Source organism: Streptosporangium sp. NPDC049376, from assembly GCF_044466505.1.
Lineage (GTDB): Bacteria > Actinomycetota > Actinomycetes > Streptosporangiales > Streptosporangiaceae > Streptosporangium.
This window is the reverse complement of record NZ_JBITMT010000016.1, coordinates 70,230-94,252: the sequence shown is the minus strand read 5'-3', so window position 1 is coordinate 94,252 and position 24,023 is coordinate 70,230. Positions and strand designations below refer to the sequence as shown.

Below are 24,023 nucleotides of genomic sequence, written 5' to 3'. Positions count from 1 at the left end.
TGATTCTCTTCTTCCGGTAGACCTCGGACGGGCTCTTCCCCTACCTTCCCGTACGGTGCCGACACTCGGCTGAGTCAGGGAGGTCTCCGGTGAGGCGAACGCTTGCCGTGTTCGCGCTGGTCCTGGGAGTGCTGTGGCCTGGGGCCGCGCACGCGGCGGCGCAACCGGCGGTCCGGGTCACGGCCCATGCGGACGGTCCCGCGCGGGTGGTGCTGATCGGGATCCCCGGTCTGCTGTGGAGCGACCTGACCCCCGAGGGCACGCCGAACCTGTGGGCCCTGGCGGGCCGGAGCGCGACCGGGTCGCTCTCGGTCCGCACGGTCGGCCGCGTGACCTGCCCCTACGACGGCTGGCTCACGGTCTCCGCCGGGATCAGGTCCGCCGTCGGGTACGGCTGCGGCCTGCCGCCCGAGCCCACCCCGGAGGGGCAGGGCGCCGTCATCCCCGGCTACGACTACCTGTACCGGGTCGCGGGGCAGCGCGGCACCGGCACGCTCGGCGACGCCGTGCACGCAGCGGGCGGCTGCACGCTCGCGGTGGGGCCCGGGGCGGCCCTCGCCCTGGCCGACCGGTCGGGGCGGGTCGACCGCTACGCCGCCTCCCCGGAACGGCTGACCCCCGGCGCGTTCGACGCGTGCCGGGTGGCCGCGGTCGACGTCGACGACCTGATCCGGCCCTACGTGACCGGCGGGCGGCTGCCCGAGGCCGAGGACGCCCTCACCCCGGAGCGGCGGGCGCAGGCGCTGCGGCTGGCGGACGCCAAGACGGGGGCGGCGCTGAACGCCCTCCCGCAGGACGCCGTCGTGCTGCTGGCGGGTCTGGGAGACCATGGGGGCGTCCCGCATCTGCGGGTGGCCATGATGCGCGCTCAGGACGCCTCGGGCCGTTTCCTCGGGGCACCCTCGACCCACCGTGAGGACGTCTCCATCGTGCCCGACATCACGGCCACGATGCTCGGGATAACGGGCGTGGCCGTACCGCCCTCGGTGATCGGGGTGCCCTGGCGGGTGGCGGCGAGCCGTACGGGCGGGGTCGAGGGGGCCAAGGCCGAACTGGTCGACGACGACGGGGCCGGCCAGGCGATCAGGGACATGGGCGGGATCTTCTTCACCTCGGTGGCCGCACTGCAGGTGCTGTTCTACGTCGCCGCCTTCCTGCTGATGCGCCGCAGGCGCGGGCTCGGCGGGGTCAGGGTGGCCGCGGTCACGCTGGCGTGCCTGCCGGTCTCGACCTACCTGGTCAACCTTCTCGCCTGGGAGCACACGGGGGCGCCGCTGGCCGCCGTGGTCGGCGGGATCGTCGTGATCACCCTGCTGCTGGCCGTGACCGCGCTGGCGGGCCCGTGGCGCCGTTCCCCGCTCGGGCCGCTGGTGTTCGTCACGGGGGTCACCGCGGCGGCCATCGCCGGTGACCTGGTGACCGGGACGAACCTGCAGTTCAACAGCGTCATGGGCTACACCGCCGTGGTCGGCGCCCGTTACTCGGGTCTGGGCAACATCCCGTTCGCGCTGTTCGCCACCTCGGTTCTGCTGGTGGTGACCTCGATCGCCCACCGGCTGGTGAGCGTGGGGCGTAAGAACGCGGCGGTCGGGATCGTGGCGACGCTGGGAGGAGTCGCGATGATCCTGGGCGGCTTCCCCGGGATCGGCAGTGACTTCGGCGGGGTGATCGCCTTCGTGCCCGGCATCGCCGTGACGGCGCTGCTGATCGCGGGCAGGCGGGTCTCGATCGTCAAGCTGGGCGCGTTCTGCGTGGCGGGCGGTGTCATCGTGATGACCATCGCCTATCTCGACCACCTGCGCCCGCCCGGCTCCCAGACCCACCTGGGCCGTTTCGTCGGCCAGATCTTCACCGGCGAGGCCTTCGAGGTGGTCAGCCGCAAGCTCGGCGCGATGCTGGGCACGCTGCTCAACCCGAACCTGATGCCGATCGTGATCGCCGCGTTCGCCTTCCTGGTCTACGCGCTGCTGCGGCCGGACGCGGCCAGCGCGGGGGTGCTGCCCGCGGCCTTCGAGTACTCCCCCACGCTGCGCGCCGGTCTGATCGGCGCCCTGGTCAGCGGGGTCGTCGGCACCCTGGTCAACGACTCCGGCGCCGCCGTGCTGTCCATGGCCCTGGCGCTGGCCGTACCGCTGGTGCTCTCGGTCGGGGTCAGGGCCCTCGGCGAGAGCGGATCCTACGCGGAGGCGGGCCAGGAGCCCGCGAGCAGCTCCCTGGTGTCGCGCAGCAGCTGAGGCAGCACCTTGGTGTGACCGACGACCGGCATGAAGTTGGTGTCCCCGCCCCAGCGGGGCACCACGTGCTGGTGCAGGTGGGCGGCGATGCCCGCTCCGGCGACGTCGCCGAGGTTCATGCCCACGTTGAAGCCCTGCGCGCCGCTGGCCTTGCGCAGGGCGGTGAGCGCCCGTTTGGTGAAGTCGGCCAGCTCGGCGGTCTCCACCTCGTCGAGGTCGGCGTAGTCGGCCACGTGCCGGTAGGGGCAGACCATCAGGTGGCCGGAGTTGTACGGGTAGAGGTTGAGCAGGGCGAAGACCGCGGTTCCCCTGGCGACGATCAGGCCGTCCTCGTCGCTCAGTTCGGGGATCTCGCAGAAGGGACAGCCGTCGCCGGGGCCGGAGCCCGCCGGCTTGTTCTCCCTCTTGATGTAGGCCATCCGGTGCGGAGTCCACAGTCGCTGGAAGTTGTCAGGGACCCCAGCCCCCGCCTGCTCGATCGGCTCGCTCTCCTGCATGCATTGCAGCATAGGCCCACCGGTTTCGGGCGTCCCCAGCCGGTGCCGCCTGTATATGCGGACAAAGCGGCCTATTTTCCGGCAGAATCCTCGCGAGCATGACCACCGAAAGCCGAGGAGTACCCATGACCGACGTCTCCGTCGAAGAGATCACCGAGGAGACCGACTCTCCCGCTGAGACCCCGGCCGCCCGCCCGTTCCCGCTGAACCTCTCGGCTTCCCTCGCCACCGCTCCCGCGGTCTCCGAGAACCCGGGAACCGCCGGGGCCGCCGCGGTGGTGAAGGGCCGCATCAGGGTGGCCGACGAGGTGGTCGAGAAGGTGGCCGCCCTCGCGACCCTGGAGGTCGCCGGTGTCGTGGGGCTCGGCGAGGACCCCTCCGGCGTGCTTGAGGCGATCGGCGAGCGGGTGGCCCCCGGAGCCAGGAGGAGCGGGCGGGGTGTGAGCGCCCACGTCCAGGACCGCACGGTCGCGATCGACGTCTCGATCGTCGCGGAGTACGGCCACGTCGTGATGGACGTGGCCAACGAGGTCAAGAACAACGTGGCCCGCACGGTCAGCCGGATGCTGGGCATGCGGGTCGTCGAGGTCAACGTGGGCGTCGAGGACGTCCGCCTGCCCGGCGAGCCCGTCACCGGCCGTTCCGCCGAGGACGTCTGACCCGGTGAGCGGCCCGTGCTCCGCGTCGGAGGCACGGGCCGCGCCGGAGGCGGGGATCAGACCTGGACGCGCCGCTCGATCGCGTCGACGATCTCGTCGATCGCCTGGGCGACGGGGACGCCGTTCTTCTGCTCGCCGTTGCGGAACCTGAAGGAGACCGCGTCGTTGGCGATGTCCTCGTCACCGGCCAGGAGCATGAACGGCACCTTGGCCTTCTGCGCGTTGCGGATCTTCTTCTGCATGCGGTCGCCGGAGGCGTCGACCTCGATCCTGACGCCCCGCTCGCGGGCCTTCTTGGCCAGGTCCTGAAGGTAGGGGACGTGGGCGTCGCCGATCGGGATGCCGACGACCTGCACGGGGGCGAGCCAGGGAGGGAAGGCGCCCGCGTAGTGCTCGACCAGGACGCCGAAGAAGCGCTCGATCGAGCCGAACAGCGCCCGGTGGATCATGATGGGCTGCTGGCGCGTGCCGTCCGACGACTGGTACTCCAGCTCGAAGAGCTTCGGCAGGTTGAAGTCGAGCTGGATGGTCGACATCTGCCAGCTGCGCCCGATGGCGTCGCGCGCCTGCACGGAGATCTTCGGCCCGTAGAAGGCGGCCCCGCCGGGGTCGAGGACGAGGTCGAGGTTCTCCGACTCGGCGACCTCGCGCAGTGTCGCGGTCGCCTCCTCCCAGTCCTCGTCCGAGCCGACGAACTTCTCCGGGTCCTTGGTGGACAGCTCAAGGTAGAAGTCGTCGAGGCCGTAGTCGCGCAGCAGGTCGAGGACGAACCTCAGCAGCGACTTCAGCTCGTCGCGCATCTGGTCGCGGGTGCAGTAGATGTGGGCGTCGTCCTGGGTCAGGCCGCGCACCCGGGTCAGGCCGTGGACCACGCCCGACTTCTCGTAGCGGTAGACGGTGCCGAACTCGAACAGCCGCAGCGGCAGCTCACGGTAGGAACGCCCGCGCGACCTGAAGATCAGGTTGTGCATCGGGCAGTTCATCGGCTTGAGGTAGTAACTGGCCCCCTCAAGCTCCATGGGCGGGAACATGCCGTCGGCGTACCAGTCGAGGTGACCGGAGATCTCGTAGAGGTGGCCCTTGGTGATGTGCGGGGTGTTGACGAAGGAGTAGTCCGCCTCCTCGTGCCTGCGCCGCGAGTAGTCTTCGAGCACCCTGCGGATCACGCCGCCCTTGGGGTGGAAGACCGGCAGCCCTGAGCCGAGCTCCTCGGGGAAGGAGAACAGGTCGAGTTCGGCGCCCAGCTTGCGGTGGTCGCGCTTCTCGGCCTCCTCCAGCATGTGGAGGTACTCGTCCTGCCGCTCCCTGGACTCCCACGCGGTGCCGTAGATGCGCTGCAGCTGCGGGTTCTTCTCGCTGCCCCGCCAGTAGGCGCCGCCGGTGCGCATCAGCTTGAACGCCGGGATGGAACGGGTGCTGGGCACGTGCGGGCCCCGGCACAGGTCCTTCCAGCACAGCTCACCGGACTTGGGGTCGAGGTTGTCGTAGATGGTCAGCTCGGCGCCGCCCACCTCGACGCTCTCCTCGGCGTCACCGCCGCCCTTGAGCCCGATCAGCTCCAGCTTGTACGGCTCGGCCGCCAGCTCCGCGCGCGCCTCCTCGTCGGAGACCCTCCTGCGGGAGAAGAGCTGCCCCTGCTTGACGATCTCCCGCATGCGCTTCTCGATGCGCTTGAGGTCGTCGGGGGTGAAGGGGTCCTTGACGTCGAAGTCGTAGTAGAAGCCGTTCTCGACCGGCGGGCCGATGCCGAGCCTGGCCTCGGGGAAGATCTCCTGCACCGCCTGGGCCATGACGTGGGCGGTCGAGTGGCGCACGATGGCCCGGCCGTCGGCGCTGGCCGCCTCGACGGGCTCGACCTGGTCGCCCTCGGACACCACGGCCGCGAGGTCCCTCAGCTCGCCGTTCACCCTGGCGGCGACCACCGAGCGGCCGTCCGCCCCGAGGGCGTCGCCGTACGTCGTGCCCCCCGCCACCACACGCTCGGCTCCGGCGAGGGTGATGCGCAGTTCTGACACGGCCGACACGGTTGCTCCTCGGTATGCGTGACGCTGGTTCTCGGGAAACCCGACTATGGATCCGATGCTACCGGTGTCCGCCACGCCTTTTTCCAGCGCGCCGCCGGGGCCGGTAGCCCAGTGAGGTGAGCTGCGCCCTGGTCCCCCGGAAGACGTTGCGGTCCAGCGGTTCGTGACAGTACTGGTGGATCGTCCATCTGTGCCACGGCTGCGGGATCTCCGGCCTGCCCGTCGGATGGTCGGGGGCGGCGATCCACAGCGGGTGGTCCTCAAGCCCGGCGCAGTTGCCCGCGTCGGCGAAGGCCAGAAAAGTGTAGATCACCGGCCTGACCCTCGCGCGGGCGGCGACGGCCTCGCACCAGGCGCGCGCGAAACGGGCCACCTTCCTGGGCGGCAGCCGGTCACCGGTCTCCAGGTCGAGGGCGACCAGGTCTCCGTGGCGCAGCCCGCCCGCCCGCTCGACCGTCCCGAGGAAGCGGCGCGCCTGGTCCTCCGGGTCGCCCGCGGGCCTGGCGAAGTGATAGGCGCCGCAGACGATCCAGTTCTCCCGCATGCCGGTCCAGTTGCGCTCGAACCACCGGTCGGTGAAGGTGCTCCCCTCGGTGGCCTTGGCGAAGGCGAAGGACACGCCGTTGTCGGCGTGCCCGCCCCAGTCGACCGCCCCCTGCCAGTTCGACACGTCGATGCCGTGCAACATGGGCAACATGGCGGCCAGGCTATTGACGGAGAGGCTTGCGCACACGCCGGCCACACCCTCGCCGTACGGCCGTTGCACCCGCTTTGACTAGGCTTGGTCGGCGTGAACGCAGCAGCTCAGACTTCCGGCGCCCACGGCGTCGGCATCGCCACCATCGCCTCAGACGGCACCGTGCTCGACACCTGGTTCCCCGACCCGCGCCTGGGTGACCCCGCCTCGCCGGGCACCAGGCGGCTGACCGCCCAGGAGGCCGCCGAGGCCCTCGGCCCCGAGGTCACCGCGCTTCTCGGACCGGACGATGCCAGGGGAGTCGAGGTGGTCGCGGTCTTCACCGGGATCACCAAGCTGTCGGAGGCCCCCGCCGACACCCACGACGTCTACCTCCGTCTCCACCTGCTCTCCGCCCGGCTCGTCCAGCCGCACGGGCAGAACCTGGACGGCATCTTCGGCCTGCTCGCCAACGTGGTGTGGACCAGCCACGGCCCGTGCCCCGTCGAGGGCTTCGAGGCCGTACGGCTGCGCCTGCGCGCGCGTGGCCCGGTGACCGTCCACGGCGTGGACAAGTTCCCCCGGATGGCCGACTACGTGATGCCCTCCGGAGTGCGGATCGCCGACGCCGACCGGGTCCGCCTCGGCGCCCACCTGGCCGCGGGCACGACCGTGATGCACGAGGGGTTCGTCAACTTCAACGCGGGCACGCTCGGCACGTCCATGGTCGAGGGCCGCATCTCGGCGGGCGTGGTGGTCGGCGACGGCTCCGACGTCGGCGGCGGCGCCTCGATCATGGGCACCCTGTCCGGCGGCGGCAAGCAGGTCATCTCCATCGGGAGCCGCTGCCTGCTCGGCGCCAACAGCGGCGTGGGCATCTCGCTGGGCGACGACTGCGTCGTCGAGGCGGGCCTGTACGTCACGGCCGGGACGAAGGTCGTCCTGCCCGACGGGAAGGTCGCCAAGGCCGCCGAGCTCTCCGGCTCGCCGGGCCTGCTGTTCCGCCGTAACTCCACCTCCGGGGCCGTCGAGGTCGTGCCGCGCTCCGGCACGGGCATCGAGCTCAACAGCGCCCTGCACGCCAACGACTGACCTCACACGCCCACCGCGCTCCGGCGGGATGTCACCCCGGGGCCGCCCGCCTGCCAAGGTTATCCCGGCGGACCTGGCACAGGCGGGGAGGACGGCATGGACGGTCGGGAGATGGCACGCGATGAGCCGGGGACGGCGGCGGCCCGGCTGGTCACCGGCGTCTTCGCCCCGCAGGTGCTGGTCATCGCGCTGCCCCCGGTCGTCGGGCTGCTGGCCGACGGCTGGCCGGGCGTCCTGTGGGGCCTGGGGACCTCGGCGCTGTGCGGCGGGGTCCCCGCCGGGGTGATCGCGGCCGGGGTCCGCTCGGGGCGGCTCGACTCCCACCATCTGGTCGACCGCGCGAGCCGGACGAAGCCGCTGCTGGTCGCCGTCTGCGCGGTGCTGGCCGCGCTGGTGCTGCTGGTCCTGCTGCGGGCGCCCACGCTGCTGGTCTCCACGGTGACCGCGATGCTGGCCGCCCTCGCGGTGACGGTCCCGGTCACGCTCAGGTGGAAGATCTCCTTCCACGCCGCCGTGTCCGCGGGGAGCGTCGTCGTGCTCTCCAGGGTGCTGCCCGCCGTACCGACGCTGGCCGCGGGGGCGCTGGTCGTGGCCGTCGTCTGCTGGGCCAGGGTACGGCTGGGCCACCACACCCCGCCCCAGGTCGCCGTCGGGGCGCTGACCGGGCTCGGCACCGCGTGGGTGACGCTGACCGCGTTCGGCCTCTGACAGGAGGGCGGTCATGACGGCGGGCGTCACAGGAGGGTCTTGAGGAACTCCCGTGTCCTGCGGCCCTCGGCGAACACCGCGGCGGCGAAGTCGGTGACCCCGGCCTTGGCGAGCTCGCCGATCCTGGCGGAGACGCTCTCCTCGTCCCCGATGATCGCGACGTCCGCCGGGCCCGCGGCCCCCTCCCGGTCGAGGACCGCCCGGTAGGACGGCAGCTCACCGTAGAGCGCGAACAGCTCGGCGGCCTTCGCCCTCGCGGCCTCGGCGTCGTCGGTGACACAGACCGGCAGGACGCACACGATCCTGGGCGCGGGCCGTCCCGCCGCCCGCGCGGCCTCGGTCACGGCGGGCGCGATGTGCTCGGTCACGGTCTTGGGGCCGGTCATCCACAGCACGGTTCCGTCGGCCAGTTCTCCCGCCAGCTTGAGCATGCGTGGGGCCAGCGCGGCGACCAGCACGGGCAGGTTCCCGGCGCCGGGGGTGGTCAGCCCGATCCGCGCGGTGAGGGTCTCGCCCTCGAAGGCCACCTGCTCGCCGCGCAGGAGAGGCACCAGGACGGAGAGGTACTCCCGCATGTACCTGGCAGGCCGGTCGAAGCTGTAGCCGTACATGCCCTCGATGACGACCTTGTGCGACAGGCCGACGCCCAGGGCGAGCCTGCCGTCGAGGGCGGCGTTGACCGTGAGCGCCTGCTGGGCCAGAGCCGCCGGATGGCGCGGATAGGCGGGCACGACGGAGGTGCCCAGTTCGATCCCGGGCACCTGACCACCCGCGACGGCCAGCGCGGTCAGCGCGTCGAGGCCGAAGATGTTGGACAGCCAGGCGGAGGAGAAGCCGTCGTCGGCCGCCCTCTCGATCTGCCTGCGCAGGTTCACCAGTTCGCCGGGCCCCGCCGGCTCACCGAGTGACAGTCCGATCCGCACCACAGAACTCCGTTCTCGTGACTGCGGCCAGTTTAGGCACCTGTTGATCGTTTTTCGGAGAACGCGACTCCCGGCGCGTTCACAGCCTGGAGCCGGAGACCATCGGGGTGACGTCGAGCCTGCCGTCGCCGCAGACCACACCGGCGAAGGGGATCTCCAGGTGCGCCACCTCGTCCGGCGGAATGATCATCAGGCGTGCCGCGGACGGGCACGAGGTCTCGCGCCCGCTCGGCACCGTGGTCCAGTGGAGTCTGGCGTGCGCCGAGGCCCCGGGGCGCAGTGTCACCCGGTGCGCCGGGACGTTCTCCCTGCGGACCCTGGTGCGCAGGGCGTCTCCCTTGGCGTCGAACATGACCAGGCCGACGAAGCCGTAGACCCAGCAGCTCTTCGCCGAGGTGTTGGTGAGCACCAGCGGCGCGTACCGCTGCCCCGCCCCCGCGTCCACCCGGCCGACGCCCGCCCTGAGCCCCTCGGTACGGCAGCGCCCGGCGGCCGCGGTGGACAGGCTCGCCCCCTCGAACACCGCCGTCCCGGTGCTCTGCTGTGTCCCCGTACCCGCCGGGGGGCCGGTGGGTCGTGCCGGGACCGGTGCGACGGCCGTCCCGGAGAGCGCGGGCGGGGCGCACGCGGTGACGGCGGCCAGCACCGCCGCCGTCACCAGGGAGGTCGCCGGGCCACGTCGTGTCCTGTTTCTCCATTCCATATCTTCTTGGACACACGGCGCCCGGGTTTTGTTGGCGTGCCTCGCCGGCCAGGCGTACCCCGTGGTCACGGCGGCCCGCCGGGTCGCCGTGACCGGGCGGGGCGACACCGGCCAGCAGGTCTCAAAGAAGCTCTACGTCACCACGAGCACGGTCGAACAGCGCCTCACGAAGGCCTACCGCGAACTGGGCGCCGGAAGCCGCACCGATCCGTCCTTCGAACCGGAGTGCCTTCTCATGCCGAGCATGTCGTCCGGCGGGTACGGGCTCCCCGCAGGCCGGGAAGGAGGAGCCGCCGTCGACCATGGCGGAGAACGGGTCGTGATCCTCGCCTTCGGCGGAGGGGACCCTTCCAGGTCTGCATCGGGGCCGGACAGCAGCAGGCCCGGAGGTTCGGGTAAACCTCCGGGCCCATGTCTGCGTCTTACTCGCGTGGGCGATACTGGGATCGAACCAGTGACCTCTTCGGTGTGAACGAAGCGCTCTCCCGCTGAGCTAATCGCCCGCCCTGCCGGCGCCTGACGGTGCCGACGTGGAAAACCATACAGCAATCCGAGAGCACTGGCGAAGCGACGCGGGAGAGGAGACGATCTTGAAGGCGCGACACGGACGCGAACCAAAGGTCCGTGGATGCGTCCAGCAGGGGGCTACGGTGTCATAGCATCGTCCTGATCCGTAGAAGCACCGTACGACCCAGGCTCAACCTCTATGGCCCGAGACGCCCCGGCAGGGGGAGTCGACGGTGACCAAAACGATACGCAAAACCCTTGCAAATATGGCCCTGTTGGTGATGTTTAGCCAGGTAGAGACCCAAATGTCGCGCTGTGATGTGCGTTACAGAAGGGCCCGGAGGCGGAATCTTCCCTACAGGTTTCTTTGTTCCGCGTCATAGCTCGGGACGAAGAGTCCGCCAGAGCAGTGAAAGCCCCGCAGAGGGGACCGACGACGAAAAAGGTTTGGCTGACGATGAACAGCTCCACCGTCTCTGCCGAGCTGGGCCTTCGGCTTGTGGTCCCCGACCGTACCACCGTCCCCCTGCTCGCCGGACTCAGCTACACGGCCGATGATCCCTACGCGATCAGAATGGCCTTCCATGTGGGGAACGACGAACCGGTCGAGTGGATCTTCGCCCGTGAACTGCTGACCGTCGGCATCGTGCGACGGGTCGGCGACGGAGACGTCCAGGTGTGGCCCGCGCGCGCCGACGGCGAGCGGACACTGCACATCAGTCTCACCTCGCCCTTCGGGCAGGCTCTGTTCGAGGTGCCTCTCGCGCCTCTCACCGAGTTCCTGCACCGGACCTACGAGCTGGTCCCCGCGGGCCGTGAGACCGACTTCATGGACCTCGACGCCGAGCTCAGCAACATGCTCTGGAGCTCCTGAGGCTCCGTCCGGCGCCGCCCGCGGGCTTCAGGCCCGCGGGCGGCGTCGCGTTTGCGGCGTTCCCGTGACGGATCACGGGTCGACGTCGGCCGCGCTCCGTTCGGCGAAGACCCGCATCGCCTTGGCCGTCACCGGGCCGGGGGCGGTGGGGAGCACGGTCTCTCCGACCGTCCTGATCGGCTGGATGTCGCGGGTCGTCGAGGTCAGGAAGGCTTCCTCGGCCTCGGCGAGCGCGGAGAGGGGAAGGTCCTCCTCCGCTCCCCCGCACCATTCGAGGGTGAGCGCGCGGGTGATCCCGGCCAGACAGCCCGCGGCGAGCGTGGGGGTGACGATCCGCCCGTCGCGGACGACGAAGACGTTGCTGCCGGTGCCCTCGCACAGGTTTCCCGCCAGGTTCCCGAAGATCGCCTCGCCACCTCCCCTGGCCTTGGCGTAGGCCAGGGCCAGGACGTTCTCGCCGTAGGAGGTCGACTTGACCCCGGCCAGCGCGCCGTGCTCGTTGCGGGCCCACGGCATCACCGTGACGTCCGCGGTCGCGGGGAAGGGCTTCTGGTCCGCGACGATCACGACGACGGTGCCGTCCGTCCCGCCCCGGTCCGAGCCGAGAGGGCCGGGGCCGCTGGTGTAGCTGATGCGGATCCGGCCGAGCGGCCACGACGGCGCCTGTGCCAGGCAGGCGCGCACGCCCGCCGCGACGAACTCCACGTCCGGCTCCGCCATGCCCATCCGCGTCGCGGAGACCAGCAGCCGGTCGAGGTGCCGGGTGAGCGCGAAGGGGACGCCGCCGACGCACTTGACGGTCTCGAACACGCCGTCGCCGACCAGCAGGCCGTGGTCGAAGACCGAGACCGTCGCCTGCTCTGGCTCTACGAGCCGCCCGTTGACCCAGACGGGGACGTTCATCGGGCTCCTCCTGAAACTGCCGGATCTGATGGTGGAACAAGTGCCGTTCCTCACGGGACGCCGCCCCAGGTTATGCCCGCGCGGACGGCGGTGCCGATCCCGCCGGCGGAAACGCCGCCGTCCCCACGGCGTCGGCCAGGAACCCGGCCAGCGCGCGGGCCGCGGGCAGGACCGAGGGCGGGGTGGCGCGTGGCAGCGCGGCGTACACGGACCTGCGCGGGGCGAGGTCGCCCAGCGAGCGCAGAACGAGGTCGCGGGGTACGGCGTGCGCGGCGATGCCGGGAACCAGCGTGACGCCGAGCCCCGCGGCCACGAAGCCGAACTTCCCGGTCCACTCGGCGATCCTGAGCCTGGCGCGCGGGCTGAAGCCCGCCTTGGCACAGGCCGTGTCGAGCATGGTCGTCCCGCCGGGAGGGGCCGCCTCGATCCAGGTCTCCTCCCGCAGTTCCCGCAGGTCCACCTCCGGCCCCGCGGCGAGCCGATGGTCCCTGGGCAGCGCGACCAGCAGCTCGTCATCGACCAGTTCGACGGTCTCGACCTCCTCCTCGTACGGCAGGCCCGACGGGTAGTCGCTGATCACGGCGATGTCGAGGGCCCCCTCCCGCATACGGCGCAGCAGGCCCGCGCTCGGCCCCTCGACCACGGTGAGCGCGACTCCCGGGAACTCGCGGCCGAAGTCCCGCAGGGCCCTGGGGACCAGCGCGACGTTGGCGGTGGCGAAGGCGCCGACGCGCAGCCGTCCCCGGTAGCCGCCGTGGATGCCCGCCAGTTCCTCCTCGGCCATGGCGAGCCGGTTGAGCACGGCCAGCCCGTGCAGGTGGAGCGCCTGGCCCGCGGGCGTGAGCCGTACTCCTCTGGGGAGGCGTTCGAACAGCGGGCCGCCCGCCTGCTGTTCGAGGGAGGCGATGCGCCGGGAGACCGCGGACTGGGTGTAGTTGAGCAGGGCCGCGGCCCCGGTGAACGAGCCGGTCCTGACGACGGCGTCCATGAGGCGCAGGGCGTCGATGTCGAACACATTCCTCCTTCGCATGGGATGCATGAAATCTAGTCGCTGGTGGAATGTCTTGGCCCCTCATAGCGTGAACGGCATGATTTCTTTCCTGGGTTTGGGGCGTATGGGCGCCCCGATGGCACGACGGCTCGTGGCGGCGGGGCACGAGGTCACGGTCTGGAACCGCACTCCCCGTACGGTCGAGGGGGCCGTGAGCGCGGCGACGGCGGCCGAGGCCGTCGCGAAGGCGGACCTTGTGATCACGATGCTCACCGGCCCCGCGGCGGTGCGGGAGGTGCTCACCGCGGCGGCCCCGGAGCTGCGGCCGGGAGCCCTGGTCGTCGAGATGTCCACGATCGGCCCCGAGGCGGTCACCGGGCTCCGTGACCTGCTGCCCCCCGGGGTCGGGCTGGTGGACGCGCCGGTGCTCGGCAGTGTGGGACCCGCCGCGGACGGCACGCTGACGGTGCTGGCCGGCGGCGACGCCGGAGACCTGGCCCGCTGCCGCGAGGTGCTTGAGGTCTTCGGGCGGGTACGGGAGAGCGGCGGTCCCGGCTCCGGGGCGGCGCTGAAGCTCGCGGTGATGAGCGCGCTGGTCCCGGCGCAGGTGCTGCTCGCGGAGAACCTGGCCCACGCGGCGGCGGCCGGTGTGGACACCGGGACGCTGCTGGACGTGCTCGGCGGGACCCCGCTGGCCTCACTCGTCGAACGGGTGCGCCCCGTCGTCGAGAACGGGCCGCAACCGACCGCCTACTCCCTCGGGCTCGCCGCCAAGGACCTGGGGCTGGCCGGACACGGGACGCTGGCGGCGGCGGCCGAGGAACTGCTGCTCGGGGCGGTCTCCGCCGGGCTCGGCGACCAGGACCTGACGGCCGTCTTCGGATACGTGACGGCGGGCCGTACGGGGAGCGCGGGGGTGCGCAAGGTGAACCCGGCCTCGGTGCCCGCGACCAACGGGTACTACTCCCACGCGACCAGGACCGGGGATCTGCTGTTCGTCTCCGGCCAGGTGGCGCTCGACGAGGAGGGCCGGGTGGTCGGCGAGGGGGACATGACCCGCCAGTCGGAGTACGTGATGGAGATGCTGGCGCGCATCCTCGCCGACCAGGGGTGCTCGTTCGACGACGTGACCCACATCCGGACCTTCCTCACCGACATGTCACGGCTGAGGGAGTACGGCGAGGTCCGGGGGCGTCACATCACCGGTGAGCCCCCGGCCAGCACGACCGTCGAGGTGTCCCGGCTGTTCATGCCGGGCCTGATGATCGAGATCGAGGTGGTGGCGGCTATTCCAGCGGCCCGGTGACGGACTCGGCTGCGACGACGACCGCGTTGCTCGCCACGAGCCTGGTCACCGCCTCGATCTCGGGGGCGAGGAAGCGGTCGGGGCCCGGGCCGGCGACCGTCTGGCGCAGCGCGGCGACAACGGCCCCGGTCGCGGGGGCGGGCCGGTGCGGCGCGCGGAGGTCCAGCGCCCTGGCCGCGGTGAGGATCTCCACCGCCAGCACCCGGGTCAGTCCGTCGACCGCGCGGCGCAGCTTGCGCGCGGCGGACCAGCCCATGGAGACGTGGTCCTCCTGCATGGCGGAGCTGGGGATGGAGTCGACGCTGGCGGGTGCCGCCAGACGCTTGAGTTCGGAGACGATCGCGGCCTGGGTGTACTGCGCGATCATGTGACCGGAGTCGACGCCGGGGTCGTCGGCCAGGAAGGCGGGCAGGCCGTGGCTGCGGGCCACGTCGAGCATCCGGTCGGTACGGCGCTCGGAGATGCTCGCCATGTCCGCGACCGCGATGGCGAGGAAGTCGAGCACGTAGCCGACGGGAGCCCCGTGGAAGTTGCCGTTCGACTCGACCCGTCCGTCGGCCAGGACCACCGGGTTGTCGACCGCGGAGGCCAGCTCACGTTCGGCGACGACGGCGGCGTGGGCGAGGGTGTCCCTGGCGGCTCCCGCCACCTGGGGGGCGCAGCGCAGGGAGTAGGCGTCCTGGACCCGGGTGCAGGTGCCGTCCCGGTGGGACTCCATGATCCCCGAGTCCTTGAGCAGGGCCCTGAGGTTGGCGGCGCTGGCCGCCTGGCCGGGATGGGGACGCAGCGCCTGCAGGTCGGCGGCGAAGACGCGGTCGGTGCCGAGCAGCGCCTCGACGCTCATGGCGGCGGAGACGTCGGCCGTCCTGAACAGGCGGCCGAGGTCGTCCATGGCCAGGATGAGCATGCCCAGCATGCCGTCCGTGCCGTTGATCAGCGCCAGGCCCTCCTTGGCCGCCAGCTCGACGGGCTCGATGCCCGCCTGCTTGAGCGCCTCGGCGGCGTCACGCAGGTCTCCGGCCGCGTCGCGGACGACGCCCTCCCCCATGATCGTGAGGGCCACGTGGGAGAGCGGGGCGAGGTCGCCCGAGCAGCCCAGGCTGCCGTACTCGTGCACGACGGGGGTGATCGAGGCGTTGAGCAGGTCCTGCAGGACCTTGGCCGTCTTCGGGCGCACCCCGGTGTGGCCGGTCGCCAGGGTGTGCAGGCGCAGCAGCATCAGCGCCCTGACGACCTCCTTCTCCACCTCGGGGCCGGAGCCCGCGGCGTGCGAGCGGACGAGGGAACGCTGGAGCTGGGCGCGCAGCGAGGGGTCGATGTGCCGGGTGGCCAGCGCCCCGAAGCCGGTCGAGACGCCGTAGGCGGGGGTGGGGCTCTCCGCGAGCTCGTCCACGCGGATCCTGGCCGCGGCCATGGCCGCGACGGCGTCGTCGGTGAGGCGTACCTCGGCGCCGTGCCGGGCCACCATGGTCACCTCGTCGAAGCTCAGCGGTTCCGGCCCGACGTTCACGACCGCTCTGTCACCCATGGCGTCACTCTCTCGAACTCAACGCGTCTCAGCGCATCTCAGTAACTAGTGCATGCGATGTTAGCTCCTTACATGCATAGATCGCCGCTATGCCTTTTCTGCCCTTTTCTGTGACTTCGACCACTCTGCGGACCACCCCACGTCTGTACCATCCGCGCTCCATAAGAGCGCAGGTCACAGCCGCGCCGAGGGCTCCGCCGAGATGGAACCTGCGTTCCGTCCAGTCGAGGCACGCGGGGGCGAATCTGCGCCGCGTGTCCCTGACCGCGTCCACGTCCACTCCGAGGTCGCCGAGCTCCCGTCTGCCCCGGCCGGTCACCTCGAAGGTCTCCTCCCCGGCGAGGTACCCGGCGGCCTTGAGAGCCCCGAGCAGATCGACCCCCGCACGGCCCGCCAGGTGGTCGTAACAGGTCCGCGCCTCCCCCAGCAGCCGCGCCTGGCGGGACTGGCGCAGGGAGCGGACCTCGGGACGCGCCCCCACCCGCGCGAGGACCTCCAGCACCTCGGCGACCTCGGGGCCCGCAAGGCGGTAGTAGCGGTGTCTTCCCTGGGCGACGACCTCGACCATCCCGCCCTCCAGCAACCTGGCCAGGTGGGAGCTGGCGGTCGGCGGGCTCACCCCGGCGAGCCCGGCCAGCTCACCGGCGGCCAGCGCGCGGCCGTCCAGCAGCGCGGTCAGCATCGCGGCCCTCGCCGGATCGGCGATGAGCGCGGCGACGGGGGCGATGTCGGCATCGGCGGCGATGTGTTCGGCGACCATGCCCTGACGTTACCTTTCACATCTTTCGCCCGGTATCGAAGTGTCCATGGGAGTCACGAACCCCCTGCGGCGGCGAGATCCGGTTTGGGGAGTCGGCGAGTATTCGCTAGAGTTCTGTCCGTGAGACCGGCTCGTCCGGGAACACACGCGGAAGTGGCTCAGTGGTAGAGCATCACCTTGCCAAGGTGAGGGTCGCGGGTTCGAATCCCGTCTTCCGCTCGAACAGGGGCCGCGGCCCCGCTCGGTGGAGTGGCCGAGAGGCGAGGCAACGGCCTGCAAAGCCGTGTACACGGGTTCAAATCCCGTCTCCACCTCTGGTTCTTCGACGAGGACGATTAGCTCAGCGGGAGAGCGCTTCCCTGACACGGAAGAGGTCACAGGTTCAATCCCTGTATCGTCCACCATCCCAGCGATCCCCCCGGGCCACGGCCCGGGGGGATCGTTCATTTCCGCCCCTGCCGTACGGCCCGGCCGCCCGCCTGGGCGGGGTGCTCCCCGGGAGCCGCCGGGGCGTGCAGCCGCTCGCCCAGCCAGGGCAGCGCCTGGGGGATCTCCCGGTTCCAGGTGTTGAAGTTGTGACCGCCGCTGGGCAGGATCAGCGACGCGGTCCGCATCGGATCCCTCGCCAGCGCCAGGAACGCGCGGGTGTCGGCGTAGTCGCTCTCCCCCCTCTCGCTGCTGGTGACCAGCACCGAGACGGGCGGGACCGGCAGGTTCCGCAACCGCCACATCAGGTCGTTCTCCTCGCGCAGCCTCGCGCTCCCGCCGAACAGGTCGCCCGTGGTCACATCGACGGCCGCGCGGAAGTAGCCGGACAGGGAGACCGCGGCCGAGAACGCCTCCGGATGGCGCATGGACATCTTCAGCGCGCAGTAGCCGCCGGTCGAACCGCCGAAGACGCCCCAGCTCCGCGCGTCGAGACCCGTCCGGTAGGAGGCGGCGACGGCCGCCCGCAGGTCCCTGGTGAAGTACGTCTCCACCTGGGGCCCGCCGGGCACGTCCACGCACTCGGTGTCGCGGGGCGGGACGACCGTCGGACGCATGAGCACCATGATCGTGGGAGGCATCCGCTTCCCGGCGACCGACTTCGCGGCCATGGCGGGAAGGTTCAGCCTGGTGATCAGGTTCCTGGCGTCTCCCGGGTAACCGGTCAGCGCGAGGATCACCGGGAAGCGCCGACCGGCGTACTTCTTCTCGAAGTACTCGTGGGGCAGGTAGACGTATCCGGGAGAGGAGATCCCGCTCTCCCCGCCCGAGATGACGACCTGCTCCAGCCTGCCCGCCGTACCCGGGGGCAGGGCGACCTGGCCGACCTCGGTCACTCCCTGGCCGGGACGTCCCGAGGCGGCGGTCCGGCCGTCCCCGGCGACGATGGGCGGCGCCGCGTCGCCTTCGGTGCCGAGCAGGTCACCCCAGGAGCCGTAGAACCCGAAGTAGGCGTTCGCCACCAGGCCGAGCGCCACAAGGGTGAGAATCTGGTTTCCCGCGAGCACCCCGACCCGGCCGAGGACCGAACGCCAGGTCCTCCCGCTCAGCAGCGGCCAGGCCCAGACCGACGCCGCCAGCGCCGCGACGGCGAGCAGGCCGAAGAGAAGCCGCGTCTCGACTGCGGTGATTCCCATGCCGCCCCTCACCCGGTTACCGCGTCCCCGTTCGATCTGTGCGCCAAACTTACTCAGCGCGGGTAAGGCCGCAGTTAACGTCGTGTTGGCCGGGCTTGCGCGGAGCGACGACCGTCACCGCTTAGCCTCCTCTCATGAGGGAACGTCCACCCATCTCCCGCCCCTGGGTGCCCGCCGCGGCGGGCTACGCGTCGCTGACGATCGGGATTCTGGACATCGTCAAGGCCGTCGTCCCCCCGTTCAGGGGGACGCGGGTCAGTGAGATCGCGGGTTTCCTGCCGGGCACGGTCACCTCGATCGCCCAGGCGGCCTCTCTCGTCATGGGCATCCTGCTCGTCATGCTCGCCCACGCCCTCAAGCGCAGGAAGGTGCGGGCGTGGCGGACCGTGGTCCTGCTGCTGCCGCTGAGCGCCCTCATCGAACTCGTGCACATGCACCGGATCATCGGCGCCGCGATCAGCATGCTGGTCTTCGCGGTGCTCGTCGTCAACCGCCGCGAGTTCCACGCCCTCTCCGACCCCAGGACGCGCTGGCGCGCGGTGTGGAACCTCCTGCTCATGTTCGTCCTGGACGTCGCCATCGGCTGGGTCGTGGTCAACACCCACCCGCACACCATCGTCGGGGATCCGAGTCTCAGCGACCGGCTCCAGCACGTGCTGCTGGGACTCGTCGGCCTGGAGGGACCGGTCGTCTACTCCTCCGGCAGGACCGCCGACCTGGTCTATTTCTCCCTCACCGGCCTCGGGCTGCTCACCGCGGTGACGACCGCCTACCTGGCGTTGCGCCCGGAGAAGCCGGCCGCCGAGCTCAGCGGGGAGCAGGAGGAGGCCGTGCGGGAGATGCTCGCCCGGCACGGCGCCCGCGACTCGCTGGGCTACTTCGCGCTGCGCCGCGACAAGAGCGTGATCTTCTCTCCCTCCGGCAAGGCCGCGATCGCCTACCGGGTCGTGGCCGGGGTCATGCTCGCCAGCGGCGACCCCGTCGGTGACATCGAGGCGTGGCCCGGCGCGATCAGGCGCTTCCTCGACGAGGCGACCCGGCATGCCTGGGTGCCCGCCGTGATCGGGTGCAGCGAGGCGGGCGGCGAGGTCTGGACGCGGGAGGGCGACCTGTCCGCCCTGGAGATCGGCGACGAGGCCGTCGTCGAGACGGCGGGCTTCACCCTCCAGGGCAGGGCGATGCGCAACGTCCGCCAGATGGTCAACCGCGTCGAACGCGCGGGCTACACCTGCCGGGTGCGGCGGGTCGGGGCCCTCTCCGAGACCGAGAGGAGGCTCATCCGCGAGGCCGCGGACTCCTGGCGCGGAACGGAGACGGAACGGGGCTTCTCCATGGCGCTCGGCCGCTTCGGCGACCCCGCGGACGACGAGTGCGTCGTCGTCACCGCACACCGGTCCTGTGAGGACGGTGCCGCCCCGCCCGGCGAGGACATCCGGGCCGTGCTGCACTTCGTGCCCTGGGGGCAGGACGGCATCTCCCTTGACCTGATGCGCCGTGACCGCGACGCCGATCCGGGGCTCAACGAACTGCTGATCGTCAAGGCCCTCCAGGCCGCCCCCGAACTCGGGGTGAGCAGGGTCTCGCTCAACTTCGCGATGTTCCGGGCGGTGCTGGCCAGGGGCGAACGGCTGGGAGCGGGCCCCGTGCTCCGCGCCTGGCACGCCGTGCTCGTCTTCCTGTCCCGGTGGTTCCAGATCGAGTCGCTGTACAGGTTCAACGCGAAGTTCCACCCGCTGTGGGTCCCCAGGTTCGTGGTCTACCCGGCCGCCCGCGACCTGCCGCGCATCGGCATCGCCGCCCTCCAGGCCGAGGCCTTCATCAACGTCGCCCTCCCCGGTGTCCCCCTCAGGCGCAGGCGCCGCTCCCGCCCCGGGGACGTCCCCGGGGAGCGGACGGCGCTGCCCGGCTGAGGCGCGCCGGAACCGGTCACGCTCCGGTACGGCGGGCCGCGGGCCGGACCGTCCCGTGGAGCGGTTTCCGAACCCCCTCCCCAATATCCAGGCTTTTCCAGAAAAGTCATCCCAACACTTGACTTTTCCACGAAATAAACCATGGGGACTTATCTCGATTTCTCCACCAGAAGAGGCGGATTTACCGTTGAGTCCCTCGTTCCCCAGAAGATGCTTTCCTCCCACGAGGCGCCCCGCCGTCCTCCGGGACCTCTTCTCGCACCCGTTCCCCCAGAGGCCCCCGCACTCCCGGCGCCGCACCGCCGGCACCCGGGAGGTCCCGCCAGGCGCGCGGCACACAGGGAGGTCAGGGGTCGTTTCCGGCACCCGCGCGGCTCCGCGCCGGAGCCCGTCGTACTCTGGGAGCGTGCCCACACCAGGTGACCCCGCCCCCGGCGCCCGCCTTCCGCCCCGCCCCACGGCGCGGAAGTGCCCTGCCGTACGAGCACACCGTGTGACCGTACGTGCCCGGCCCTGCCGGATCGGGCACGTACGGGCTCGGGCGACCCGTCATGCCGACTCCTCCGATCAGGCGCGTATGGGCTTTCGCTGGACACAGCCTCGCCAGAAATATGCCTCTTGAACCGGTTTGTCCATAGGCGTGTCCTGATTCGGCCAGTCTGAGGATATGCCTTGTCAATCCATATGACTGGTGCGAATACTTGCGATTTGTTCTTATTTATGGGAGAGGCAACGCAATGAAGCGAGTAATTGTTCACAAGCCCGGCACGATTACGCTCAGCGGAGCCGCCAGCCCCAAGCATGTCGGCTGACGTCGAGCCAACGGAACCGGCGCCCAGTGGTGGGCGCCGGCCCCTTACGAACACACAGGTGACTTAAAGGAGACCGGTGAGTCTGGGATCGTTCCCCCAGGAGGACCCGCCCCTCGCCCCGCTGCTCCTGCCCCCCGTGGACGCCGACCGGCGGTTGCGCGGGCCGTACACGGCCGCGAGCGCGATCGTCTCGGCTCTCGTGCCCGTCGCGCGGCCCGAGCTGGTGGCCCGCTACGACATAGAGCTGCGGGCGGTGGCGCCCGACGCGCACCACCTGATCCCGCTCAGGCGCCGGTCGCTGACCGGTCTGCTGCCGAAGGCGGAGCGGATCCTGGTCCACGCGCCCCGCCGTACCCTGCGTCTGTCGAACGGGTTCGCCGAGTTCCTCCGCGAGCATCTGGCCGAGACCGGGCCCAGGACGCTCGTCGTGGAGAACGTCCACGAGGCGGACCCGACCGACAGGGAACTGCTGGCGGTGCTGCGCCGCCGGATCGACCCCGGGCTGCTGACCGTGGTGACCGGCGGGCAGGTCGTGCCGGAGAAGTCCCTCAGCCCCGAGGAGCACGACGCGCTCGCCGACGCGCTGGAGCGGGAGGGGACGATCGGGGCGCGGCTCGGCGCGATCCCGCACCACCGTGAGCACGGCACGCGGCCGCACAGCGCGGTCGAGGCGCTGCGCTTCGCCGTCGAGTGGTGTCTTGAGGCGGGTTGTCACGACGCGGCCGCCGAGCTGGGATCACGCGCGCTGGCCCTGGCCGGTCCCGCCGAGACCCGGGAGACTCCCGAGGAGACCTGGTGGCGGCTGGTGCACGACACCGCGACCGCGCTGGGCGCGCTCGGCCGCGAGCCTGAGGCCCTGGCCCTGTTCGACCGGGCCAGGAGAGAGAGCGTCTCCCCCGTCACGCACGCCTCCGCGGCCTACTCGACGGCCATGCTCAAGGTCCGCGACCACGATCCGGCCAGGCGCGACCCCGAGGCCGCGCTCGCCTGGGTGAACCAGGCCGTCGCCATCTCCGGGCTGCTTCCCGACCCCCGTGAACGGGCCTTCAGGCTGGGCTTCGACCTCAACGGCCGGGCACTGGTCGAGCTGCGCCTCGGCCGTCCCGGCAGGGCCTTCGACCTCGTCCAGGAGGCGCTCGGCTTGGCGGAGCGGGACCTGCCGCCCGGCGAGCACCCGATCCACCGGATGGTGCTGCTGGCCAACAGGGCGCAGCTGGCCGTCGCGCTGGGCCGCCCCGAGGAGGCCCTGGAGAACCTGGACACCGTGATCGGGATCGATCCCGGCCATCCCGACTACTACATCGACCGGGGGAACCTGCTCCATCGGCTGGGCAGGAGCCAGGAGGCGGTCGCCGACTACGAGACGGCGATGCGGGTCGGGCCGCCCTTCCCCGAGCCGTACTACAACCGGGCCGAGATCCGCTTCTCGGCCGGTGACCACGAGGGAGCGCTCGCCGACCTGGACCACGCTCTCGAACTCGACCCGGAGTTCGTGGACGGGCTCGCCAACCGGGCGGGCCTGCTGGCCGCGCTCGGCGAGTACGGCAGGGCCAGGGCCGACGCGGAGGCGGGGCTGCGGATCGACCAGCTCAACCCGTACCTGCTGTGCGCGCTCGGCCAGATCGAGATGGCGCAGGGCCGTACCGAACGGGCGAGGGCCGCCTTCGACAGGGCCATCGAGCTCTCCCCCTCGCTGATGGCGGCCTGGGCGAGCCGGGGGATGCTGGCGTTCGAGACCGGCGACCCCGAGGGAGCGGTCTCCGACTTCACCCGGGCCCTCGAACCCGGCGCCGATCCGGCGTTGCTGTTCAACCGGGCGATGGCGTTGCGCGCCGCCGGACGGGAGGAGGAGGCCGTGGCCGACCTCACCCGGGCGCTGGATCTCGCCCCTGACGACGATGAGATAAGAGAGGCGCTACAGCGCCCTTGACAACCTTGTTACCCACGGGGAAATAGCGCATCATTCACCAGCATGAGCGCCCTCCGAAGGCTTATCCCAAAGTGGCCCACCGGCTCGGTATTAGGAAATCGGGAATTCCGGACTCTTTGGATAAGCCTTATCGCTTCCGTGGCCGGAGACCAGGTGTTTCCCGTCGCGGTCGTCGTCTCACTGCTCGACGCGGGCGGCACCGCCACGGAGGTCGGGGCGGTGCTCGCCTCGCGCTGGGCCGCCCTGGTCCTGTTCGGGCTCTTCGGCGGCGTGTGGGCCGACCGGCTGCCCAGACGGCACGTCATGCTCGCCTCGCAGGTGTTCCTGTGCTGCGTGGTCATGGCCGGCCTGGCGGGCGTCACCTCGGCCTGGGTGCTCGGCGGGATGGTCTTCCTCGCCGGGGCGGCCGAGGCCTTCTTCCGCCCCGCCTTCCAGGCGTGCCTCGGGTCGGTGCTCACCCCGGAGCAGCGGCCCGCGGGGGCGGCCCTCAACGCCGTCTCCTGGCGTGTCGGCGCCATCGCCGGTCCCGGCCTCGGCGCCCTCCTGGTCTCGTCGGCCCCGGTCAGGGCGGCCTTCGTGGCGGCCCTGGGGGCCTTCGCGTTCAGCCTGTGCGCCCTGGTCCTCCTGCGGGAGCCCGTGGTCGTCCGTACGGCCAGGGCCTCGGCCTGGCGGGAGATCGCCGAGGGGGTGCGTGAGGTCTGGCTGAGGCGCTGGATCGGGACCGTCATCGTGGTGACCGCGCTGCAGTCGATGCTCACGATCGCCCCGGCGCAGGTCCTGCTCCCGGTCCTGGCCAGGGAGAGCTTCGGGGGCGACGCCTTCTACGGGACCGGTCTCGCCCTGCTCTCCGTCGGCGGCCTGGCGGGAGGGGTGTTCAGCATGCTCTGGAAGCCCCGGCGGCCGGGGCTCGCGGCGATCACGGGGCTGACGGCGTACGGGCTGGTGCCTCCGGCCCTGTGCTTCTCGCAGGCCCCGTGGATCGTCTACGCCTGTTTCGCCCTGGCCGGGTTCGGGATCGAGGTCTTCTCCGTGCAGTGGGTGGTCTCGCTCCAGCACGAGGTGCCCGCGGAGCGGCTGGCGCGCGTGGTCTCGCTCGACTGGATCGCCGCCTCCGCGCTCACTCCTCTCGGCCTGGTTCTCACCGGCCCCGCCGAGGCGGCTCTGGGAAGCGCGCCGGTTCTTCTGATGGCCGGTTTCGCGGGTGTCGCTCTGCCATTGACGGCCTTCATGACTTCGGGAACGACATACTTCAGAAGTAAATACCGTCCAAATCCCACTAAAGCGAGAAAGAGGGTTGAAGTCGTTTCCGTCGCCTCCCATTATGATCATCAGTAAGGCGGGACAGCTCGAAGGAAAGACCAGCA

General features: G+C 71.1%; 19 protein-coding genes and 4 tRNA genes. 12 read left to right on the top strand and 11 right to left on the bottom strand.

What is annotated here, in order from left to right:
- The first annotated feature begins 89 nt into the window (after positions 1-89).
- The gene (locus ACIBVQ_RS31040; RefSeq protein ID WP_399181767.1) at positions 90-2,234 is read left to right on the top strand and encodes a hypothetical protein; all 2,145 of its coding nucleotides are present in this window, start codon (positions 90-92) and stop codon (positions 2,232-2,234) included.
- Here the strand turns inward: ACIBVQ_RS31040 and ACIBVQ_RS31035 are convergent.
- Positions 2,177-2,731, bottom strand: coding sequence for an HIT family protein (locus tag ACIBVQ_RS31035; protein ID WP_399181765.1), 555 nt, complete (start codon positions 2,729-2,731; stop codon positions 2,177-2,179). The genes ACIBVQ_RS31040 and ACIBVQ_RS31035 overlap by 58 nt on opposite strands.
- 125 nt (positions 2,732-2,856) lie before the next feature.
- Here ACIBVQ_RS31035 and ACIBVQ_RS31030 point away from each other — a divergent pair, with 125 nt between their 5' ends.
- Positions 2,857-3,390 carry an Asp23/Gls24 family envelope stress response protein gene (locus tag ACIBVQ_RS31030; RefSeq protein ID WP_399181762.1) on the top strand — a complete coding sequence of 178 codons (534 nt, stop codon included), beginning with the start codon at positions 2,857-2,859 and terminating at the stop codon, positions 3,388-3,390.
- Between the two features lie 56 nt (positions 3,391-3,446).
- Here ACIBVQ_RS31030 and thrS read toward each other — a convergent pair whose 3' ends face one another.
- On the bottom strand, positions 3,447-5,414 hold the full coding sequence (thrS, locus tag ACIBVQ_RS31025; protein ID WP_352011662.1) for a threonine--tRNA ligase: 1,968 nt from the start codon (positions 5,412-5,414) through the stop codon (positions 3,447-3,449).
- A 58-nt stretch (positions 5,415-5,472) separates the two neighbouring features.
- Positions 5,473-6,111 (bottom strand): GH25 family lysozyme, encoded by a 639-nt coding sequence (locus ACIBVQ_RS31020; RefSeq protein WP_352011661.1) that lies wholly within the window; start codon positions 6,109-6,111, stop codon positions 5,473-5,475.
- Positions 6,112-6,204: 93 nt separating this feature from the next.
- Between ACIBVQ_RS31020 and dapD the strand changes: the two genes are divergently transcribed.
- Both dapD and ACIBVQ_RS31010 read left to right on the top strand, forming a co-directional pair.
- Complete coding sequence (dapD, locus tag ACIBVQ_RS31015; RefSeq protein WP_352011660.1) at positions 6,205-7,182, top strand: 2,3,4,5-tetrahydropyridine-2,6-dicarboxylate N-succinyltransferase; 978 nt, start codon at positions 6,205-6,207, stop codon at positions 7,180-7,182.
- Positions 7,183-7,293: 111 nt separating this feature from the next.
- The gene (locus ACIBVQ_RS31010; protein ID WP_352011659.1) at positions 7,294-7,890 is read left to right on the top strand and encodes a hypothetical protein; all 597 of its coding nucleotides are present in this window, start codon (positions 7,294-7,296) and stop codon (positions 7,888-7,890) included.
- Positions 7,891-7,916: 26 nt separating this feature from the next.
- Here the strand turns inward: ACIBVQ_RS31010 and ACIBVQ_RS31005 are convergent, their stop codons facing one another.
- From ACIBVQ_RS31005 to ACIBVQ_RS30995, 3 genes are all read right to left on the bottom strand, one after another.
- Complete coding sequence (locus ACIBVQ_RS31005) at positions 7,917-8,813, bottom strand: TIGR03564 family F420-dependent LLM class oxidoreductase (protein WP_352011658.1); 897 nt, start codon at positions 8,811-8,813, stop codon at positions 7,917-7,919.
- 79 nt (positions 8,814-8,892) lie between these two features.
- Positions 8,893-9,516, bottom strand: coding sequence for a DUF4232 domain-containing protein (locus ACIBVQ_RS31000; protein WP_399181758.1), 624 nt, complete (start codon positions 9,514-9,516; stop codon positions 8,893-8,895).
- Between the two features lie 431 nt (positions 9,517-9,947).
- Positions 9,948-10,019, bottom strand: a tRNA-Val gene (locus ACIBVQ_RS30995).
- A 461-nt stretch (positions 10,020-10,480) separates the two neighbouring features.
- Between ACIBVQ_RS30995 and ACIBVQ_RS30990 the strand changes: the two genes are divergently transcribed.
- The gene (locus ACIBVQ_RS30990) at positions 10,481-10,897 is read left to right on the top strand and encodes an SsgA family sporulation/cell division regulator (RefSeq protein WP_089210725.1); all 417 of its coding nucleotides are present in this window, start codon (positions 10,481-10,483) and stop codon (positions 10,895-10,897) included.
- Positions 10,898-10,969: 72 nt separating this feature from the next.
- On the opposite strand, the gene ACIBVQ_RS30985 is transcribed toward ACIBVQ_RS30990, so the two are convergent.
- Positions 10,970-11,800 carry an aminotransferase class IV gene (locus ACIBVQ_RS30985; RefSeq protein WP_399181756.1) on the bottom strand — a complete coding sequence of 277 codons (831 nt, stop codon included), beginning with the start codon at positions 11,798-11,800 and terminating at the stop codon, positions 10,970-10,972.
- A gap of 70 nt (positions 11,801-11,870) precedes the next feature.
- On the bottom strand, positions 11,871-12,830 hold the full coding sequence (locus ACIBVQ_RS30980) for a LysR family transcriptional regulator (RefSeq protein WP_399181754.1): 960 nt from the start codon (positions 12,828-12,830) through the stop codon (positions 11,871-11,873).
- On the opposite strand from ACIBVQ_RS30980, the gene ACIBVQ_RS30975 reads away from it, so the two are divergent.
- Positions 12,829-14,097 carry an NAD(P)-binding domain-containing protein gene (locus ACIBVQ_RS30975; RefSeq protein WP_386194715.1) on the top strand — a complete coding sequence of 423 codons (1,269 nt, stop codon included), beginning with the start codon at positions 12,829-12,831 and terminating at the stop codon, positions 14,095-14,097. The genes ACIBVQ_RS30980 and ACIBVQ_RS30975 overlap by 2 nt on opposite strands.
- On the opposite strand, the gene hutH is transcribed toward ACIBVQ_RS30975, so the two are convergent.
- Positions 14,078-15,625: a histidine ammonia-lyase gene (gene hutH, locus ACIBVQ_RS30970; RefSeq protein WP_399181752.1), complete on the bottom strand. Its 1,548-nt coding sequence runs from the start codon at positions 15,623-15,625 to the stop codon at positions 14,078-14,080. The two genes, ACIBVQ_RS30975 and hutH, sit on opposite strands and share 20 nt — an antisense overlap.
- A gap of 28 nt (positions 15,626-15,653) precedes the next feature.
- The gene (locus tag ACIBVQ_RS30965) at positions 15,654-16,385 is read right to left on the bottom strand and encodes an ArsR/SmtB family transcription factor (protein ID WP_399181750.1); all 732 of its coding nucleotides are present in this window, start codon (positions 16,383-16,385) and stop codon (positions 15,654-15,656) included.
- Positions 16,386-16,532: 147 nt separating this feature from the next.
- On the opposite strand from ACIBVQ_RS30965, the gene ACIBVQ_RS30960 reads away from it, so the two are divergent.
- The 3 genes from ACIBVQ_RS30960 (at position 16,533) to ACIBVQ_RS30950 (ending at position 16,789) form a co-directional block, all read left to right on the top strand.
- Positions 16,533-16,604, top strand: a tRNA-Gly gene (locus tag ACIBVQ_RS30960).
- 24 nt (positions 16,605-16,628) lie between these two features.
- A tRNA-Cys gene (locus ACIBVQ_RS30955) sits at positions 16,629-16,699 on the top strand.
- 15 nt (positions 16,700-16,714) lie between these two features.
- A tRNA-Val gene (locus ACIBVQ_RS30950) sits at positions 16,715-16,789 on the top strand.
- A 39-nt stretch (positions 16,790-16,828) separates the two neighbouring features.
- Here ACIBVQ_RS30950 and ACIBVQ_RS30945 read toward each other — a convergent pair.
- Positions 16,829-18,007, bottom strand: a complete 1,179-nt coding sequence (locus ACIBVQ_RS30945) for an alpha/beta hydrolase-fold protein (protein ID WP_362911441.1) — start codon at positions 18,005-18,007, stop codon at positions 16,829-16,831.
- Between the two features lie 134 nt (positions 18,008-18,141).
- Between ACIBVQ_RS30945 and ACIBVQ_RS30940 the strand changes: the two genes are divergently transcribed.
- The 3 genes from ACIBVQ_RS30940 (at position 18,142) to ACIBVQ_RS30930 (ending at position 23,994) form a co-directional block, all read left to right on the top strand.
- Positions 18,142-19,917: a phosphatidylglycerol lysyltransferase domain-containing protein gene (locus ACIBVQ_RS30940; protein ID WP_399181747.1), complete on the top strand. Its 1,776-nt coding sequence runs from the start codon at positions 18,142-18,144 to the stop codon at positions 19,915-19,917.
- Positions 19,918-20,805: 888 nt separating this feature from the next.
- Entirely contained in the window at positions 20,806-22,659 is a 1,854-nt protein-coding gene (locus ACIBVQ_RS30935; RefSeq protein WP_399181745.1) for a tetratricopeptide repeat protein, read from the top strand.
- Between the two features lie 42 nt (positions 22,660-22,701).
- Entirely contained in the window at positions 22,702-23,994 is a 1,293-nt protein-coding gene (locus ACIBVQ_RS30930; RefSeq protein WP_399181743.1) for an MFS transporter, read from the top strand.
- Positions 23,995-24,023 lie beyond the last annotated feature (29 nt).